Here is a 15,975-nt window from a genome sequence, read left to right as displayed (position 1 = left end):
CTCGACAACGCGGGAAAACCGCTGGTTGAGGTGTTATCGCCGCGAATTGGGGCGGCTCACCAAGAATGCGTCGCCGGTCCGGGAGCGACAAGGAGTTTCCTGTTTCCCGTATGAGCGGGAAAGGAAAACCCAAAATAACGATCGGCGATACACCGCCGCCACCGGCTGGACACGGGCCGCCGGGCTGGTGACTATTGACGACCGTGCTTGAACCACTAGGGGAGGACTGGTGACCGTCAGCGCTGCGGATCTGGCCGGCGAATTGAAGCTGCTTCGGAGAGGCCGGGGAATCGCGGCCCCTCAGCTGGCCGAACGGGCGGGACCCGCGTTACGCGCGGTTTGCGGCATGGCCGAAGACGAGGGGAACGCGGCGATCCGGCGGACGCTCGGTGAATGCCTGTCCGGCTGGGCGCGTTCGCTGCCCGAGGACCTGTGCACCGCCGTGCTGGCCGCGCTCGGGCTGCATCCGGACGCGGTGCATCCCTTCTATCAGGATCGGGTGCGCTGGCTGGCCAAGCATCTGCAGCGCGACGACCGGACCGCCCGTCGCCGGATCGACGACGGCATCGAGCAGCTCGCCGAGGTCGCCGCCGCGTCCACAAGCGAATCCGACGAAGCCGAAGCGACTCAGCCCAGCCGGCGGTGGCACACGGAGGAACTGCGCGTGGCGGTGGCACTCGACCAGCCGGTGCCGGAGGTCCTCGAATCCCGCCGGATCGTCGCCGACGCCGACGACATCGCCGAACTGGACCTGGCCCTCACCCTGACCGACTCGGTCTACCGGGGCGAGGCCATCGGCAGCGAGGATCTCCGCGTGGACGTGTTCCACGGTGGACGGCTGACCGGACGGGTGATGGAGTCCACCGATCGCGTCGGACTGGCGTTGCGGTTGCCCAGCCCGCTCAAACGGCTGAGCAAACACGAGATCGCCTTGCGGTTCCGGGCGGAGTTCAGGCATCCGCATTTCGTCTGCGTCCCAAGGCATCCGGTGGATCTGTTCGATCTGCACGTCCGGTTCGCCCTGCCGATCCCGGTGGAAGTCGTCCTGCTGGAACGGGTCTTCCAGGACGACGCGAGTGACGAGGCGGCACGCGGGGGCTTCCTGACGCCGGACGCGTCGGGCGAGGTCCACGTCCAGTTCCGGCATCTGACACCGGGTTTCGCCTACGGAGTGCGCTGGCGGCCGTCGGAGAACTGACTCGCCGTGCCCCGCAGCACCCGTTTCGCCGCGATCGCCTTCTCGGACAACTCCGTCGCGGGGCCGAGCGTCGCGACGATGTCGTGCGCGGCGCCGTCGACCAGTTCGGTGGCCCGCCGGTACTGGTCGCGTCCGCTGAAGGCCAGCGCGAGGCCGAGGTCGAGCCTGCTTTCGAGGGTTTCCGGATGGGTCACGCCCAGCAAGCGGATCTGTGGCTGGAGGATCTCCTCGAGGAGTTCGGCTTGGCGGCCGAAGTCACGCGACTGTCCGTGCGCCAGGGCCATGCCGTGCCTGATCCGGTACCGCAAGCGGTTCTCGCCACCGAAGACGCGGAGGACGGTCCGCTCGGTCGCGCTCAACGTCTGCAGGGCAGGCTCCGGCCGCCCTAGCAGCAGGAGCGCGCGGCCGGCCAGGGCCGCGGCGGTCAAGGCGGCCGGGCTCTCCGCGCCGTGACGCCGTCCATACCGGCTTTCGAGTTCGCGCAGGGCGGCGACGGACCGGTCCGGGTGAAGGTCTTGGAGATCGAGCGTGACCGTCGCCTCCGCCCACAGCAATTCGGCTTCGGCGCACCGGAAATGCCGCACCCTTCCGGTGGCGTGGAACGCCGCGATCACCTCCGCCGCGGCTTCGCGTGCCCGCCGCGGCCGGTCGTCGAGCAGCAGGGCGCGGGCGTATTCCAGCAGGGCCGACGGCAGGAGGTCGCCGGATGGCGAGTCGTGAAGCTCCGGCAGGACCGTGTCGAGCGAGGCGATGGCCTCCCTGGCCCGGCCTCGGAGACGCAGGGCCTGTGCGCTCGCCACGACCGCGGATGGCCGGGTTTCACCCCGCCAGGGAAGCTCGTTCCAGAAAGTCCGTTCACCGGCGCGGTAGTCGCCCTGACAGTCGAATGCCTGTGCGGCGACCAAGTTGGCCGCGCATCGCTCGTCGTCGTCGGCCGCGGACAGCAGCGCGTGCCGGGCGTGCCGGACCGCCTCCGGGTACAGGCCGCAGGCGATCTCCACCCGTGCGGCCGTCACGAAGTCCGTGCTCGTGGCGCCTTCGGTGGACAGGATCACGGCATGGACCTCACCGGCGGCGAAGAAATCCCGGTGCCGTTCGTGAGCGGCCGCGACCGGGCGCAGCAGCCGGATCCGGAGCGCCGCGGACGTGCGCTCGGCCAGGGCGCGGGCATGCTGGAGGAGGAAGTCCCGGTACTCGGCGCGTTCGTCGGAAAGCAGGCGTAGCAAGGACTTCGCCGCGGACGTGGGCAGGTCGCCGGGATCGAGCCCCGCCCTGGCCACCTCGGCGACGAGGGGTTGCAGCCGCAACCCGCCGTCCACAAGCGAGGCGAGACCTTGTTCTTCCAGATCGCCGACGGCTTCCACGGAATCGTCTCCGAGCACGTCACGGGCGATGCCGAGCGGAAAGGGGGCCGGTGCCAGCATCGCGCCAAGGCGGATGATCCCGGCGGCGACCGGACCGCAACCGGCGAGCAGACCACGGATCGCCGGCGGTGCCGTGTCCGGACAGGACGCGAGCGGTTCGCCCCGGCGTCGCCCGGCCAAAGCGTTGGCGCGCAGCGTGATCGGATGCCCGCCACAGTGTTCGACGAGACGGAGCACCGCTTCCCGCTCGATGTCGTCGACCGGTACGCGGCAGTCGCTGAACAGCCTGAGCCCTTCGGCCGGTGTCAGCCCGGTGAGGTCCAGCGTGGCGACGTCCCACGGAGAATTCCCCAACCGGCTCACGAGCACTGTGGACACCGTGGAGCCAGGGAGGAGCAGCCGTTCGAGGACGTCCGGAGGGAGCCCTGGCGGCACGTCGTCGATGAGGACGAGAACGCGACGCCCGTCGGCGCCGATCCGTTCGGCGACGTGGTCGCGCAGCCGGTCGAAGCCGATGCCGGACAGATCGGCGCCCAGCCGGCCGCCGGCCGCGCGGGCCAGCGCGAGGTGGAACTGGGACAGGACCTCTTCCGGCGCGTGCTGTCCGAACGGGCCCAGCCGCAGGACACCGCCGTCGAAGGTGTCCTGGAAGAGGCGGGCGTACTGCTCGGTCAACACGGTCTTGCCGACGCCCGGCAGGCCTCGCACCATCAGGACCGGGTGCGCGTGCAGGCCACGATGGAGCGCCAGGAGTTCGCGATACCGCCCGACCATCCGGGCCGGGCGTCCGCGGCGGGCGTCGGCCACCTTGCGCCGGACGAGCCAGGCGAAGGCGGGCAGGTCCCGCGGATCGACGGCCTGTTCGCCGTCCGCCCCGGGATCGACAACCAGGGCCCGGTCGGCACGGGAGCAGAGGACCAGCACGACACGGGAGTTCGCGAGCGCGTCGGCGCACTCGTCGACAGCGGTGTCCCGGAGAACACGGAGCCCCGCGTCGCGAAGTGCCGCTTCCGGTTCGTCCACCGGGGCCGCCTCCGCAGTGAAACACAACAAGACATCGAAACGATCCGTCATCCGCGCTCTCCCCGTGATCGTGGCGATTCGACAGCGCAGGGATCGATCCAGGGGCCGGTTTCGCTACCGATGATCGCGCCCTGGCGAAAGGTGTCCTTGATCTGGCCGCTTTCCGGCGAACGGCAACGGACAAAATCAGGACAACAAACTCCGGTGCGCAACACCGTCCGCGATTTCCTCGATTATCGGGCATTCGGACCGCGAACGCCCGGGAGAGAACATGGGAATCGCCCTTGACACCACGAGCGAGGGAAACGGCACGTCCGGTGTGCTGATCCTCGTCGTGATCGCCGTCGTGTACCTGGGCTACATCGCCTTCAAGAGACACGGTTTCCGCCCGCGGCGGGTGGAAACCACGCTGACCGGGCAGCAGTTGCGCCAGGTCTTCAAGAAGAAGATCGCGAGGAAGGGCTGGTCCGTCGCGGACGACGGCAACCCGATGATCGCCCGGTCCCCGGAATCCGACGGAATCCGGCAAGGGATCTCCCTCAAAATCTCCGAGGCGGACGGACGCACCGTCGGGGAACTGGCCGCGATCCTGCACAAGAAGAAGGTCTTCGGCGATACGGCGAAGGCATACAGCCTGCGGTGGCGGATGAACGCCTTCCTCGCACAGGTGCGGCGGCTCGATTCCACCGCGAAAGTGATGGGCTGAGCCGATGCCGACCATCGACACCCGCCCGATCGACGGCGAAGTCCGGGGTTACCGCACCTTGGACACCCTCCCGCGCCCGTCGGGCCGGCTGACCAAAGAGATGCTCGATCCGCTCGTCATGGCGGCGAAGGCCGGTGACGAGGACGCCGTCGACAGGCTGCTCGCCGTCGTCAAACCGATGCTGGTGCGCTATTGCCGCGCGCGGATGGGCGGACGCGACCTCTCCTACCTGTCGGCCGACGACGTCGCGCAAGAGGTGTGCCTCGCGGTCTTCAAAATGCTGCCGGTGTACGAGGATCGCGGCGGCTCGTTCCTCTATCTTGTACGGGCGATCGCGGCCAACAAGGTCGCCGACGCCTTCCGCGCGGTGTCCCGCGACCGGTCCGATCCCGTACCCGAACTGCCGGAGGCCGGGCCGGTTCGCAACGAGCCGGAAAGTCACATGCTCGACGTCGACCTCGGCGCTCGGCTGGGCAGGCTCGTCGCGCGGCTCCCGAAGCTGCAGCGGGAGGTGCTCACCCTGCGGATCGTCGTCGGGCTGACCGCCACCGAGACCGCGGCCGCGCTCGGGCTGTCGCCGGGGAACGTCCGGGTGAAACAGCACCGGGGGCTGGTGAAGCTGCGGGAACTGGTGGAGGAGGAGGACTTCTCTTGAGGGGCGAGGGTGACGTGGCCCGCAAGTCCGTGAAGGCCTCCTTCCCTACTCTGAAGGTAGGGAAGGAGGCCTTCACGGACTACGCGATCGTCACCCGCGGCTCTGCAGCACCACCAGCCCCAGCAGTCACAGCGGATGCGCGTGAAGGCTCCCTTCACTGCGTCTAATGTGGCGAAGGGAGCCTTCGGCCCTGGTCAAGCGCGGGTCGTGAGTGGCGTTTCGGGTTAGAACCCGAAACGCCACTCACGACCACCTGCACCGACCACGCCACAACGAGAACTGCTGTCCCTTATGGACAATTGACTCTTCGTCGGCTCCCCCTGGGCAAGTCTGACGCACTTCCTCCAGTACATGATGGCCCCCTTCCTTGCTCTAGGCGCAAGGAAGGGGGCCATCATGTACTGGTGCGCAGCCACTGTGGCTGGAGGTTGGGCGAACGTGGCGACCGGGAGCGACACCAGGCCTACTCCAGCACGGGATCGCCCCACGCCAGTTCCGGCAGCCACCTGCTCTCCGTCGTCCCCGGACGGTGGAACTCCAGCCGGAGCCTCAGCACACCGGTGACGCCGACTTCGATCTTCGCCGGTTTTCCCAGCGCCACCTTGACGTCCGGTGACGGCCGTCCGTCGAGGAGGACGCGGAAGTGTCCGACCTGGAAGGGTTCGGCCGCGTCGTCGAGGACGCCGGCCATCGCGGTGAATCTCCGGTAGGCCATCCCGAGGTCCACTTCGACATAGGCGAGCCGCTCCGCCGCCCGCAAGACGATGCTGTCCGCGTAGTGCACGTCGTTGATCCGCGCGCCTTCGGTGCGGATGCCGTCGCTGCACGCCCGCCATTCCAGGCCGGTCGCGACCGAGGTCTTGCCGGGACCCGCCGCGTTCACCGCGCCGCCACGCCACTGGCCGCGTTCGGGGCGCTGATGCCGGGCCCTGCCGGTGATCGCGGCCAGAAGATCCTCCACACCCTCCTCGGTGAACACGTCGACCGGATATCTCGTGGTGGAGTGCGGGTTGAGGAAGTTCGGGATGTCGTCGACGGACTGCTGGGGGAACACGACCGGCAGGATCCGTTTGATCTCACCGCCGAGATCCCTGGTCAGGCGATCGCGGATCCGCGCCGCCTCGAACTGGGAGCCGCGGCCTTCGTCGAACGCCGCGTTTCCCTCGGCACGGCGTTTGTAGTCGGGCGAGGCGATGACGACCACGAAATTCGCCGTGTCGAGGTGTTTCAACGCCCACAACGACCAGTCGCGACGTTCGCCGTCGTCCCATTGATCAAGGTGCACTTCGAGACCGATCCGGCCGTGCAGGAAATCCGCGAAGCGGCGGACCCGTTCCTTGTGCTCCGGTGAATCATGTGCGTAAGTGACGAACACATGCGGTGGCTCGTTGTCGGCCATCGAAACTCCTGTCGGGTGAAGGGCGCACTGCCTGCCGGATGGTCGCATTCTCGACGATCGAACGCGTGCGGGCATCCATTGTCGTCCGCTTGTCATCTTTTTGTCTTCGGCGGCTTCGTATGCGACGCCGTGTCCAGTTTTTGTCGTGTTTTTGGACCTTTTTGAGAGTGTCTTCGACCCCTACGATCGGTGCTGTCAAACGGATCCGGGGGCGAAGGAGCGATGGCGCTCGTGTACGAGTACGACGTGTTCATCAGCTATCGCCGAGGCGGAGGCGACGCCCCGGACTGGGTGCGGAATCACTTCCACCCTCGGCTGCAGAGACTTCTGGACGACAATGTCGACTATGACGTCAAGATATTTCTCGAAGACAGTGTCGCGGTCGGCGGGAACTGGCCTCGGGAAGTCCGAGAGGCGTTGCAGCGTGCCCGGATCCTGGTTCCGGTCTGTTCCCCGAAGTACTTTCGCGACGAGCGGTGCCTCGCCGAATGGCACACGATGGCGAAGCGGGAGGAAATCGTCGCACGGGAAGGCGTGACGAAGGCGGGCCGGTTGATCTATCCGGTGATCTTCAGCGACTCGGATTACTACCCCGCCTGGGCGCACGAACGCCGGATGCGCAGTTTCCGGGACTGGAACAAACCGCATCCGCAGTACCAGAAGACCCCCGAGTACATCGAGTTCGAGGACGAACTGGGGCGGATGGTGAAGGAACTGGTGGAGATCATCGAGCAGGCACCGCCGTGGTCTCCGGAGTGGCCGATCGAAACACCACCGCCCGAACCGCCGCGACCGTCGAAGCTGCCGAGGTTCTGATCCATGCCGGGAACCGTGGTCACCTTCTACTCCTTCAAGGGCGGTGTCGGCCGGAGCTTCACCATGGCCAATATCGCCGTTCTCCTGGCACGCTGGGGATATCGGGTGTTGTGTTTGGACTGGGACCTCGAAGCGCCCGGTCTGGACACCTACTTCCGGCCGATGATGAGCGCGCCCCCGTCGGGCGGCGTCGTGGACTTGATCGACGACTTCCGTGAAGGCAGGCTGGCTCCGGGCGCGCATACGACCCGGCTGACCGGGAAGGTGAAGCTCGACGTCATCACCGCCGGCCGCGGTGACGACGCCTACGTCCGGCGAGTGCAGGATCTCGACTGGGAAGGCTTGTACGAACAGGGTTTCGGCGACTACCTCGAACAATGCCGTGAACAGTGGACGGCCGCCTACGACTACGTCCTCATCGACAGCCGCACGGGCATCTCCGACATCGGGGGTATCTGCACCGCCCATCTTCCGGACCGGCTCGTCGTCCTCTTCACGGCGAACGTGCAGAGCATGCGGGGTGCGGTCGACATCGCCGAACGCGCCAACGCCGCGCGTGACCGCATGCCCTACGACCGGCCGCAGCTGACCGTGCTGCCGGTGCTGTCGAGATTCGACGCCCGCGAAGAGTACGCGCGCTCGGAGGAGTGGCGGCGCATCTGTCTCGAAGAGACCAAGGACCTGTTCCGCAGCTGGCTCGACCGCGACGTCTCGCCGGACGTGATGTCGCGACATCTGACGTTGCCGTACGTCTCCTTCTGGACCTTCGGCGAACAGCTCCCGGTGATGACGGAGATCAGCCCGACCGCCGACCAGATCAGTTTCGCGCTGGAAACGGTCGCGGCGGTCGTCGCGCACGACTTCGACCGGACGGACCTGCTCGCGGAGAACCGCGACGCCTATGTCGCCGCGGTCCGGGCGGAGAAACGCACCTTCTCCCACGACGTCCGGGTCAGCACGACCAGACCGACGATGTACCTCGCCGAAGAACTCATGAAGTACCTGGTGGAGCTCGGTGTCCGGCCGGTGCTGTCGTTGTCCGGGGAACGGTCGCTGCTCGAAAAGACCGCGGACGACGCGAAACATCTGTGCCTGATCGTCGACCGCGAGGTGAGCCGCTGGCAGTCGGCCGAGGTCGAACTGTTCCTGCACCGGACCCTCGGGCAGGACCGCCGCGTCGTCCCGGTGCTCACCAAGGGAACCGAGCCGAACAGCCTGCCGGGGTACGTCGGCAATCTGCGGCATCTCCAGTTCGGCCCGTCGCGCGGGCCGATGGAGATCGCTCAGAACCTCGTCGACCAGCTCAGAGGGACGACGGCACTCGTCGAACCGGGTGACCTCGACGTCGCCGGCGTGCTCCGGCAGACCGCGCACGCCCGGCTCCGGCCGCTCATGTGGGGCTTCGTGGACGAAATCGTCGCCGAGCTGCAGATCGCGATCGGCGCGGGGGACCGGGAACGGGTCCAGGACCTCGCCGAGGAGCTCATGTCGGCCACGCGGGTCCGCGCGACCGACGCGGCGCCGGGACATCGCGTGCTCGCCCCGCCGGAGACGCGGGAGGCGATCGAATGGGCCGTGCGCACCTCGGAGGCCAGGGTGACACGCCAGGGATTCAGCGGATTTCTCGATCAGCGCTAATCACGTACGGAAGGATCACGGATGACGGATCGATTGGGACAGAAGCAGACCGCGGCGATGCTGGCGCTGATGGTGGTCGCCCGAGAGGTGTCGAACCCGGAGCTGCGCGAGATCGTCGGCTTCGCCCTCGACGGCAAGGAACGCCGTCAGCTCAACGGCCTCGATCTGGTCGCCAGCGAACAACGCGGCCGTCCCTTCTACCACGAGCTGACCGAGCGTGGCTGGGCCTGGTGCGAGGAGGAACTGAGCCAGGAAGAGGCACCCCTGCCCCGGAGCAGTCTGGGCAGCGCGCTGTACGTCGTGCTCGGCGGGCTCGGCAGACACCTCCGGCGCGAAAAGCTCCGGCTCGCCGACCTCTTCATGCCCGAGGTCGACCTGACGGTGGAGGAGATCGAGTCCCGGATCCGGATCGCCTACCGCAAACTGTCCCGTTCGCCGCGTGACTGGGTCTCGTTGGTGGAGCTGCGGCCGATGCTCGGTGAAGCGTCCACTGTGGACGTCGACGCGGTACTGAAGGAGCTCAGCCGGTCGGGACAGGCGCATCTAGTGCCGGAATCGAATCGCAAGGCGCTCACGGCCGCCGATCACGAGGCGGCGATCCGCATCGGCGGTGAGGACAACCATCTGATCTCGATCGAGGCGCCGTGATGGACGAGCTGAGCGCGCTCGCGGCCCTGCGGTTCGACTGGGCCGACACCCCCGATCACGTGTGGCGTGATTCGCCGTACCACGTCGACGGCCTGCACACCGGCGTGCTGAAGCAGGTCAGCTCGGGGATCAAGGAGGCCGTCGCCAGCGACGGCCCGAGCCCGATCGGGCTGGTCCTCCAAGGGAAGAAGGGCGTGGGCAAGACCCACCTGCTCGGGCTCGTCCGGAAACAGGCCCACGACGCCCGCGGCTACTTCTTCCTCAACGACCTCACGGCGGGCGACGCGTTCTGGGAGAACACCGCCGAGGCGATGCGCAGAGGTCTTTCGCGGCTCGACGGCTCCGGCGTTCCTCAGCTCACCAGCTTCCTGCGGCGCGTCTGCCTTCGCGCGAGTATCGACGCGAACGTCACCAAGAAGATCCTGGACGGGCGTGGTCTGTCGAGGGCCGACGTCGACACGTTCGTCGACGGCCTGCGCACTCTCGATCGGGACGTCGCCAGGGAATGCGCCGACACGGCACGGGCGCTGGTGCTCTACGCGAGCGAAGACCCGAGCAAGAACTACGTCGGGGACGACTACCTCGGTGTGTTCCCGGAGTCGAAATCCGGGGACCGCCGCAAATGGGGGATCCGGTCGGACCCCAAATCCGCGAAGACCCAGGTCAGGAACATCACGCGGCTGCTCGCGCTCACCGGGCCGATCGTGATCGCCGTCGATCAGCTCGACACCTTGGTGGCCCGGTCCGCCGTCGGCCAGCGGCAAGTGCGGGACAGCGACGAACAGGACCTGCTCGTCGCCCAGATCGCGGACGGGCTGATGGGCCTGCGGGAAGTGACCAGAAGGACCATGACGGTCCTCGCGTGCCTCCCCGGCACCTGGGAGCTGCTCAAGGAGAAGGCCACCGACACCGTCCCGGATCGCTTCCGCGAAGCCTTGATCCTCGGCCGGGTCACCGATGCGGAAGTCGGCAGGGCCTTGGTCGAGAAACGCCTCGGAGTCGCGTACGAGGCGATGAAGTTCGTGCCGCCCAATCCCACCTGGCCGGTGTCGCCGTCGGCCTTCGACGGGGAATGGGAGGAGATGTCGCCGCGAGACGTCCTGAAACGGATCGGCGCGCATATCGACGCCTGCGTCCGGGCGGGCCGGGTCATCGAGCTGACCACGTTCGACGAAGGCGGTGTGCGGTCGGCCGGACCACCGCGTCCGGCGATGGCCGCCGATCGGTTCGCGGAACTGGACAAGCGGTTCGAGGAGTACCGCTCGGAGGCCGAACCGTCGGCCTTGCTGGATCCGAAGGTCGAGGACAAGGTGATGCCCCGGCTGCTGTCGGCCGCGATCCGGGGATGGATCACCGAGGTCGGCAACGACAACATGGAATGGGTCCATGGCGCGAAGAGCGACCGGAACGAGCTGCATGCCTGGCTCACCCGAACGGTGGATGAAGCGTCGGACCTGGAGGAACACTGGGCGTTCCGGGCCATCGCGGCGTCGCATCACATCGCCGCGCTGCACCGGTTCCGCAAGGCGCGATCGGCGGCCGGGGTCCGGAAAGGCGCGGAGAACCGGCATCTGGTGCTGCTGCGCAACCCGGCGTGGTCGCCAGGGGTGAAGACCCAGGCGGAACTGAAGGAATTCTTCAAGCAGGGCGGTAAATCCCGGGGAATGTCCGATGCGGACGTCCGCACGTTCTGGGCGCTGGACAAGATGTTCGCCGAGGGAAGCCGGGAGCTGCACGAGTGGCTCGTCGACCGGCGGCCCGCCGGCCGGTCGGAACTCCTGTCGGAAGTCCTGCCGGAACCGTTGCCCCGGGCGGCGTCCACCGAGACGTCCCCGGCGGCCGAAGGGGAGGTCACCCTCGGCACCGTGTCGGGCAGCGGGAAACCGGTCCGGATCGAACTGGCGGCCCTGCGCAAGCACGCCGCGGTGTTCGCGGGTTCGGGGTCCGGGAAAACGGTGCTGCTGCGGCGGATCGTGGAGGAGTGCGCGCTGCAGGGCGTTTCCGCGATCGTGCTGGACCCGAACAACGACCTCGCCCGCCTCGGCGACGCCTGGCCGGAGCCGCCCGAGGCCTGGGGAGCGGACGACGCCGGGCTCGCCGAGCGCTATCTGGCCGAGACCGACGTCGTCGTGTGGACGCCGGGGCGGGCGGGCGGCAGGCCGCTCGCGTTCCAGCCGTTGCCCGATTTCGCCGGAGTCCTCGACGACGAGGACGAGTTCAACGCGGCCGTCGAGGTCGCCGTGGCGGCACTCGCACCGCAGGTGAAACTGACCGGCAGCACGGGGAAGGCCAGCGTCGGGCTCGCGGTGCTGCGGCAGGCCGTCGTGCACCACGCCCGGACCGGATCACGGAGCCTGCCCGCGCTCATCGAGGTGCTCGAAGACCTGCCCGACGGGGTGAGCACGTTGAACGACGGGCGAAAGCTGGCGGCCGAGCTGGCCGAGCTGCTGAAGGCCTCCATGGTCAACGACCCCCTCCTGGCGGGCGGCGGCGAGCCCGTCGACCCGGCGCTCCTGCTCGCTCCCGGGGAAGGCAAGCGGGCACGGGTATCGGTGATCAGCTTCATCGGGCTGCCTTCGGAGAAGCAGCGGCAGAACTTCGTCAATCAGCTCCAGATGGAACTCTTCGCCTGGGCCAAGCGGAATCCGGCAGGAGACCGGCCGCTCGGCGCCCTCTTCGTCATGGACGAGGCACAGATGCTCGCCGCGTCGGGGACGCTCACGGCGAGCACCCGCAGCACCATCGTGCTCGCCTCGCAGGCGCGGAAATACGGCCTGGGACTGCTGTTCGCGACTCAGGCGCCGAAGGGCTTGCACAACCAGGTCGTCGGCAACGCGATGACGCAGTTCTTCGGCAGGCTCAACAGCCCGGCGCAGATCGCCGCCGCGAACGAACTGGCCAGGGCGAAAGGCAGCCCTGTCGACGACATCTCACGGCTGGAACGCGCCCAGTTCTACGTGTCGGGGGAGGCGTTCGGCTTCCAGCGGGTGACCACCCCGCTGTGCCTCACCCACCATCCGGCCAGCCCGCTCAGCGTCGAGGAGGTGCTGGCCCGCGCCCGCGGCGAAGCCGAGTGAAACCACAGCCCGTACGCATCGACAACTGTGCTCGCTGGAAAGGATTTCGCACCATGGCAGGAATCTTCATCACCGTCCGAGCCGGTGACGGCCAGGACCGGCTCCGCGGTCTCGACCGGAGTCTCGGTCACGTGTTCGGAAAGGACCGGATCGTCCGGTCCGGCGACGCCGCGTCCGTCCTGGTGGTGCCGATCGGCACCGAGGGGCTCGACGAAGCGGTCCAGGAGGAGGTCACCGAGGCCTCGCGGCTCGGCAAGAAGATCGTCGCGGTCCTGGTGGACGACGCCGTCATGCCCGGGGAAATCACCGCCGACTCCCACCGGCGCCTCGGCGGACGTACGGCGGAGCAGGACATCGCGGGCCTGATCACCGAACTGACCAGGGTCGCCCCGGAATTGGGCATCGGGGTCGTCCCTGGCCTCGAAGATCTGGCCGAGTGGCTCGAATCCTGGCGGGACGAAACGCGTCCCGTCCTGCCCGAGAGCCTCCCGCTGCTCGGCCGCGCCCGCGAAAGGGACCGGCTGTGCGACTGGCTGGACGCCGAGCCGTCGGTCCTCCCCGTGTACGCGGGCAGCCGGACCGAGGCGGCGGCGTTCGTCGCGACCGCGTTGGCGGCCCACCGTCCGGGGCTCCGGGCGGTCCGGGTGTCGAGCCCGGAGGCTTGGCGTCAGTGCCGCGAACTGGACGGGCCGTTCGTCGCCGTGGTGGACGGCGTCGAGGTGGGGGAGGAGACGATCGGCGGCCATGTCCTCGTGGTGCGGAGCACACCGGACCGTGCCGGTGGCGATGTCCTGGTACTGCCCCGGATCCCGCGCGACGAGGCGGCGGAGGCGTTCGCGGCGGCCGGTGTCCCGTCCGCCGACGCGACCGCCTGGGCCGACCTCGCCCGGCGGAGTTTCGGTGCCCTGCGCCGCAAACTCGCCGTCGCCGGTGACCTTCCGAAATGGGTGAACCCGCTGGAGCGCGATCTCGCCGCGCCGTTGCTGCTGATCGGCCGGTGGTCGGCCGGGGCACGGCACGATCTGGAGGAGATCGCCGCGATCGCCGGCCGGGAGATCGACGAGCTCACGCGCTTCTTCGCCAGGGCCGAGACCGGCGACGACCCCCTGCTCGCCCGCTCGGGCGACGTCGTACGGCTGGCGGATCCGCACGACGCCTGGGCTCTTCTCCACGGCAGGCTGAGCGCGCAGGATCTGCGTCGCTGGCACGAAGAAGCCGTCAAGGTGCTCACCGAGCGGGAGCCGGGCCGGAAATGGTCGGCGGACATGCGGCAGGGGCTGGCGCGGAGCGCGGCGCTCCTGGCCGCCGAGGGGGATACGGCGCTGTCCGGCGGCGTCTCGGGCGCCGACCACGCCACGCGGTTCGTCCGCGAAGTGCTCGGCCAGGCCAACGACGACGGGGACGGAGTGCTCTGGCGTTCGCTCGCCGATGTGCTGCCCTTGCTCGCGGAAGCCGCTCCTCACGAGTTCCTCAGTGCCGTCGACCAGGCGCTGACCAGCGATCCGTCGCCGCTGAGCGGCACCTCCGAGGGGCTGATCGCGGCGCTGGAAACGGTCGGCTGGTCCGACGACGCGTTGCCGATGGTGGTCTCCCTGCTGGCCGAGCTGACGCGGCCGGGGCGGGAGGCAGGCGACCGGCCGCTCGAATCCCTGATCACCCTCGTGCAGCCGTGGTACCCGTACCTCGACCTGCCCGGCGGGCAGCGGACGGAACTGGTCAAGGCGATCGGCCGTCGCTCGCCGGAAGCGGGCTGGCGGCTGGCTCTCGCCCTGCTGCGCGGTCCGCGCGGACATCTGCTCGCGAGCCCGAGCCGGCCCCAGGTCCGTCTCGAATGGACGGTCCCGGCAGCGCCGGTCGCCGCCGCCGACGGACCGGAGTTCGAGGACGAGCTGGTCGCCTCGGCGTTGTCGGCACTGGCGGAACGGCCGTATCGGTGGTGCGAATTCTTCGAACGGCTGCCCGAGCTGAACGCCGCGCAATGGGACCGCGTCGTGGAGGCCTTCACACGGCTGGACACCGAACGGCTCTCGGCGGACGAACGTCTGCGCCTGTGGGGCCTGCTCACCGGGGTGACCGCCGAGCACCGGCATCACGCCGGCGCCGGCTGGACGCTGCAGGAGGAATTGCTGCAATGGCTGGAATCCTGCGCCGAGCTGATCGAGCCCGCGGTCAATCCCGGGCGGCACGGCCTGTTGTTCGGCCGGAACCCGTACCTGGACGGCGGCGAATCCCTCGAACCGGAGGCGCGTGAAGCGGAGATCGGGCGCCTTCGCCGCGACGCCGTCGGCGGTGTCCTGCGCGAACACGGCGCCGCCGGGCTGAGCGCGCTCGCCGCCGAGAGCGCCCTGCCCAGGCTGGTCGGTGTGGTCGCGGCCCACGTCGCCGCGGACGACCTCCGGGAAGACGCGCTCGCGGAGCTGGGGCGCGAGGACTGGGCGGCGGGCTGGGCGGGCGAGATGGCCCGCTCCCAGGGCGGCGAATGGCGGCAGGAGGTCGCGATCCAGCTCAAGGAGCAGGACCGGCTGGTCGACTATCTCCTGGCCATCCCGGTGGACCACGCGCTGGAGCTCTTCGAGTCCGCCGACGAAGCGGTTCTCGAGGGCTACTGGACGCACGTCGGTCCGTGGCCGCTTCCCGAAGGACAGGAGTCGTACTTCGTCACGCAGCTCGCACGGCGCCGGCCGTGGGCCGCGGTCAAGGCGCTCGCGGCGGGGGTGCGCGACGGGGCGGCCCTGCCCGCGTCCCTGATCGAGGAAGTGCTGCTCCAGGCGTCCGCCGACGGTGTCGAGGCCCCCGATCGCAAGGCCGTCGCGAACGTCGGCCCGCTGCTGGACCAGCTGGCCGAGGCCGGTGGTTCGGACGTCGCGGTCGCCCGGTTGGAGCTGCGGTTCCACGCGGCGCTCAAACACCACCGGAAACCGCGGAGCCTGCAGCGGATCCTCGCCGAGAACCCCGGCGCGTTCGTCGAGCTCTGCACCCGGATCCAGCCCGCGGACGACGGCGCCCCGAGCGTGGAACTGGTCGGCGCGTGGCTGACGATCTTCGAGACGCGCACCATGCCGGGGACGACCGATTCCGGTCTCGACGGTGCCGCGCTCAAGGCCTGGGTTTCGCGTGCCCGCACGGAGTTCGCCGAACGGGGACGGGCCGAGTTCGGGGACCGGGCGATCGGCACCCTGCTGGCGAGCGGTTCGCCCTTGCCCGACGACGGATGGCCGCCGGAGCCGGTCCGGGACGTCCTCGATGTCGCCGACGGCGGGTATCTCCGGGAAGGCTTCGCCACCGGGTTGACCGTCCAGGAGGGTGACGCGGGGGATCTCGCGCAGCGTCATCGCGGCTGGGCCCGGCGGATCAACGTCGGCTGGCCGCGGGTCGCCGCACTCCTGCGTGAGCACGCCGACGACCTGGCACGACGCGGATAGCGGTCAAGGCGCTCCGGGTGGCTCCTCCA

The 15,975-nt window shown here is 68.9% G+C and carries 10 protein-coding genes; 8 read left to right on the top strand and 2 right to left on the bottom strand.

Going from position 1 to position 15,975, the window contains the following annotated elements:
* The first annotated feature begins 229 nt into the window (after positions 1-229).
* Positions 230-1,198: a hypothetical protein gene (locus DMC64_RS39540; protein ID WP_233629988.1), complete on the top strand. Its 969-nt coding sequence runs from the start codon at positions 230-232 to the stop codon at positions 1,196-1,198.
* Here DMC64_RS39540 and DMC64_RS39535 read toward each other — a convergent pair.
* A complete protein-coding gene (locus DMC64_RS39535; RefSeq protein ID WP_125737687.1) occupies positions 1,165-3,585 on the bottom strand; it encodes an ATP-binding protein in 2,421 nt (806 codons plus the stop codon). The two genes, DMC64_RS39540 and DMC64_RS39535, sit on opposite strands and share 34 nt — an antisense overlap.
* A gap of 271 nt (positions 3,586-3,856) precedes the next feature.
* Between DMC64_RS39535 and DMC64_RS39530 the strand changes: the two genes are divergently transcribed.
* Positions 3,857-4,291: a hypothetical protein gene (locus DMC64_RS39530; protein ID WP_037344397.1), complete on the top strand. Its 435-nt coding sequence runs from the start codon at positions 3,857-3,859 to the stop codon at positions 4,289-4,291.
* A 4-nt stretch (positions 4,292-4,295) separates the two neighbouring features.
* Positions 4,296-4,946 (top strand): RNA polymerase sigma factor ShbA, encoded by a 651-nt coding sequence (gene shbA / locus DMC64_RS39525; RefSeq protein WP_125737686.1) that lies wholly within the window; start codon positions 4,296-4,298, stop codon positions 4,944-4,946.
* Between the two features lie 463 nt (positions 4,947-5,409).
* Here the strand turns inward: shbA and DMC64_RS39520 are convergent, their stop codons facing one another.
* Entirely contained in the window at positions 5,410-6,345 is a 936-nt protein-coding gene (locus DMC64_RS39520) for an SEFIR domain-containing protein (RefSeq protein WP_158634321.1), read from the bottom strand.
* A 222-nt stretch (positions 6,346-6,567) separates the two neighbouring features.
* Here DMC64_RS39520 and DMC64_RS39515 point away from each other — a divergent pair, with 222 nt between their 5' ends.
* Genes DMC64_RS39515 through DMC64_RS39495 form a run of 5 tightly spaced genes read left to right on the top strand, consistent with a single transcriptional unit; the run spans position 6,568 to position 15,946 of the window.
* Positions 6,568-7,161 carry a TIR domain-containing protein gene (locus DMC64_RS39515; RefSeq protein ID WP_233629987.1) on the top strand — a complete coding sequence of 198 codons (594 nt, stop codon included), beginning with the start codon at positions 6,568-6,570 and terminating at the stop codon, positions 7,159-7,161.
* Between the two features lie 3 nt (positions 7,162-7,164).
* The gene (locus DMC64_RS39510; protein WP_125737684.1) at positions 7,165-8,799 is read left to right on the top strand and encodes a CATRA system-associated protein; all 1,635 of its coding nucleotides are present in this window, start codon (positions 7,165-7,167) and stop codon (positions 8,797-8,799) included.
* 21 nt (positions 8,800-8,820) lie between these two features.
* Positions 8,821-9,447 (top strand): hypothetical protein, encoded by a 627-nt coding sequence (locus DMC64_RS39505; RefSeq protein WP_125737683.1) that lies wholly within the window; start codon positions 8,821-8,823, stop codon positions 9,445-9,447.
* Complete coding sequence (locus tag DMC64_RS39500; RefSeq protein ID WP_233629986.1) at positions 9,447-12,524, top strand: ATP-binding protein; 3,078 nt, start codon at positions 9,447-9,449, stop codon at positions 12,522-12,524. Before DMC64_RS39505 ends, DMC64_RS39500 begins: the two co-directional genes overlap by 1 nt.
* 53 nt (positions 12,525-12,577) lie before the next feature.
* Positions 12,578-15,946 (top strand): hypothetical protein, encoded by a 3,369-nt coding sequence (locus DMC64_RS39495; protein ID WP_125737681.1) that lies wholly within the window; start codon positions 12,578-12,580, stop codon positions 15,944-15,946.
* The last annotated feature ends 29 nt before the right edge of the window (positions 15,947-15,975 follow it).

Source organism: Amycolatopsis sp. WAC 04197, from assembly GCF_003947475.1.
Classification (GTDB): domain Bacteria; phylum Actinomycetota; class Actinomycetes; order Mycobacteriales; family Pseudonocardiaceae; genus Amycolatopsis; species Amycolatopsis japonica.
Note: the sequence above shows the minus strand (reverse complement) of the source record. Positions and strands in the feature narration are given on the sequence as shown.